Below are 2190 nucleotides of genomic sequence, written 5' to 3' on the forward strand. Positions count from 1 at the left end.
TGCCCTGGCCGAGCGTGACCGCGCCGTCCTGGAGCCGGCCCGCGCCCGACTGGAGCTCGCCCGCCCCGTCCGCCGCCTTGGTGAGCCCGCCGCGCATCTCCTCCAGCAGCTTCCCCGACGCCTTGAAGTAGGCCGTGTCGGCGGCCGCGCCGATCTTCTGCTCCAGGGTGGACTTGAGCGCGCCCGCCTCGATCCCGACCAGGAAGTTGTTGGCGTCGTCGAGCGTGATCGCCATCGTCGCCTGCTCGGGGGTGCCGCCCGCGCCGCTCGACAGTTTCGCGGAGAAGTCCTCGGGGATCGTGATGATCGCGTAGTAGTCGCCGTCGCTGAGGCCCTGCCGGGCGCGGGCCGCGCCGACGAACCGCCAGCCCAGCTCGGGGTTCTTCCTGAGCTCGGTGACGACGTCGTCGCCCGCCGCCACCTCCTGCCCCTGGACGGCCACCGCCTGGTCCTCGTTGACGACCGCGATCGGGATCTGCGAGCTCCGCCCGAACGGATCCCAGTTCGACCAGAGGTAGATCGCCCCGTACATCAGCGGCACCGACGCCAGGAACACCAGCCCGGCCCGCTGGAGCGGGGTCCGGAACCGTTTGAGCTCGTAGCGGGCCAGCCGCAGCGCCCGGATCACAGCCGGATCACCGTGTCGGCCAGGCCCTCGGCCGGGTCGGCGTCGGTGGTCGTCGCGATCACCACGGCGCCGGCGTCGGACGCCCGGCGGGCGGCCTTCCAGAGTCGCCGCTGGCCCTCGACGGGCGTGCCCTCGTCGAGATCGTCCAGGACGACGACCGGGGCGCGTTCCATCAGTCCGAGCGCCAGTGACAGCAGGGTGCGGCGCTCGTCGGCGAGGGCTCCGGCGCGTTCGCCCGCCTCGAACCGTGTGCCGAGCAGTTCGCACGCCGCCCCGAAGGAGTCCTTCTCGGTCCTGGCGTACAGGCTGCGTTCGGTCACGTGGTCGCGGACGGTCAGTTCCTCGTCCGGTTCGACCGCGCCGCCGACCCGCCCGACCGCGACGAGGTTCCGGATCCGGTGCGGCGACCGCTCGTCGCAGACCCAGAGCCGCCCCATGGACGGCCGCATCCGCCCGGCGACGGCCAGCAGCAGCGACGACCGTCCCGAGCCGCCCGCCCCGCCGACCGCGATGAGCTGACCGGCCTCCGCCTCCAGCTCGACCCCGGCGAACACCCAGCCGCGGCGCGTCCGCACCCCCAACTCCTCGGCCACCATCACGGCTCGACCCACGGCACCTCCTGCGCTGCTCAGCCCACGATTCCCCGCCGACCAGCACGCCGAGCACCCTCCCGGCCGACCTTTGCCACCCGGGCACGGACTCCGGGCCCGATCTTGACCGTGACCGGAGTCACAGCGATCACCCGTTGATACCCCCTGGGGGTGTGCTACCTTCCTCTCCAGATACCCGAGGGGGGTATCCGGAACGGGAGGTGCGTCATGGGTTGCTGCCAGGTCGGGCGGGACGAGCAGGGCGAGCGGATCAAGCAGTGCTCGACCGTCCAGGTGGAGGAGAAGGCAGTGGAGACAGCGGAACCGGAGGAGGAATCGTGAGGTCGAAGGACGGACGGCGCTGGCAGGCCCTGGGCCTGCTCGCCGCGGCGCAGTTCATGGTGATCATGGACACGTCGGTGATCGGGGTGGCCCTCCCGGAGCTGGGCCGTGACCTGGGCTTCTCGCCCGGCGGCCTGCAGTGGGTGTTCAACGGGTTCGTGGTGGCGTTCGGCGGGCTGCTGCTGCTCGGCGGCCGGCTGAGCGACCTGCTCGGGGCGCGCTGGATCTTCGCGGCGGGCTGGGCGGTGCTGATCGCCGGATCGGTGCTCGCCGCCGCCGCGCGGACCCCGGCGGTGGAGATCGCCGGACGGGTGGTGCAGGGCGCGGGCTCCGCGCTCATCGCGCCCGCCTCGATGACCCTGCTGATGGTCCTGTTCGGCTCCCGGCCCAAGGAGCTGGCCAAGGCGATGGCCGTCTACGGGGCGGCGGCCCCGGCCGGCGGCACCGCGGGCGTGTTCCTCGGCGGGGTGATCGCCGAATGGCTGAGCTGGCCCTGGGTGTTCCTCATCTATGTGCCGATCGGGCTGGCGAGCCTGGCGCTGATCCCGGTGCTGCTGCCGGGCGTGGCCGGGCGGCGCGGCGGGATCGACTGGGTCGGCGCGGGGGCCGTCACGGGCGGGCTCGCGCTCG

At 73.0% G+C, this 2190-nt stretch carries 3 protein-coding genes; 1 reads left to right on the top strand and 2 read right to left on the bottom strand.

The features are described 5' to 3' along the window. Both ACYVE7_RS32935 and ACYVE7_RS32940 read right to left on the bottom strand, forming a co-directional pair. Positions 1-628, bottom strand: a 628-nt coding sequence (locus tag ACYVE7_RS32935; protein WP_460370354.1) for a YhgE/Pip domain-containing protein, incomplete at its 3' end; no start/stop codon positions are given. Then, on the bottom strand, positions 625-1239 hold the full coding sequence (locus ACYVE7_RS32940; RefSeq protein ID WP_460370356.1) for an ATP-binding cassette domain-containing protein: 615 nt from the start codon (positions 1237-1239) through the stop codon (positions 625-627). The genes ACYVE7_RS32935 and ACYVE7_RS32940, both read right to left, overlap by 4 nt. Positions 1240-1556: 317 nt before the next feature. Here ACYVE7_RS32940 and ACYVE7_RS32945 point away from each other — a divergent pair. After that, on the top strand, positions 1557-2190 hold a 634-nt coding region (locus tag ACYVE7_RS32945), incomplete at its 3' end, for an MFS transporter (protein WP_460370358.1).

It is taken from the genome of Actinocorallia lasiicapitis, assembly GCF_054778695.1.